An 846-nucleotide genomic window follows, 5' to 3' on the forward strand; every position below is an offset into this window, starting at 1 on the left:
TGGCATCATCAACCGCGGTCGGCGCATCGTCGACAATCTTGATGTCGAGGTTCTGTGTCGCGGTTTCGGTTTCGACGCCGTCGTCCTTGGCCGTTATGCCAAAGCTGTCGGTGACATCGGTCGCATCGACGGCCGGTGCGTTCGTCAGGGTGTATTCGTAGTCGACGGTGATGGTGCCATCTGCCGCCTGGGCATACCCGTTCAGCACCAGTTCACCGTATTGCGTGGTGATTGTTTGGTTTGTTGTGCCGAGGTTTTCGATGTCGGCCTTGCTCAACACCAAGTTGGCCGCATCACCGTTCGCATCGGTGTAAGCAATGGTGACCGCATCGGTGGCGGCCAAACCGTCCAGCGCCTTCAGGGTGAAGCTGGATGCAACTTGGGTGTCGGCCGCGTTCGGGTTGGAGCCGCCGGTCAGGCCACTCTCGAAGACCACCTGATCGGTGGTGTCGCCATCCGGCGTGGTCGCGGTGGTGTCCACCGGCACGTCCAGTGTCACACCGTCGTTGGTGCCGTTGATGGTGATCACAAGATCGGCACTGGCCGTGTCCGTGTCACCGTCGGTCAAGGTGTAGGTGAAGGTGTCGGTCAGCGTTTGATTTTCACTTAGCCCCTGAACAACAAGGTTGTCGTTATCCAGCGCGTAGGTGTAGGAGCCGTCTGGGTTGATGGTGAGTGTGCCGAACTCGCCGACTATTTCCAGAACATCCGCGGTGTTCGTTGCCGTATTACCGGGCGCATTGGTGCTGGTAATCGCGGTCACGTTCGCCCCGTCGGCACCGACGGTATCGTTGGTGACAACATTGCCGCTTACCGAGTTGGGTACGGCATCTTCGGTGATGCTAT

Annotated in this window: 1 protein-coding gene; it reads right to left on the reverse strand. The window is 59.0% G+C overall.

Annotated elements, in window-relative coordinates:
• A partial coding sequence (locus tag RM463_RS17435) for a VCBS domain-containing protein (protein WP_311430773.1) occupies positions 1–846 on the reverse strand: 846 nt, incomplete at both ends.

The organism is Halomonas sp. LES1 (assembly GCF_031846005.1).
Classification (GTDB): domain Bacteria; phylum Pseudomonadota; class Gammaproteobacteria; order Pseudomonadales; family Halomonadaceae; genus Halomonas.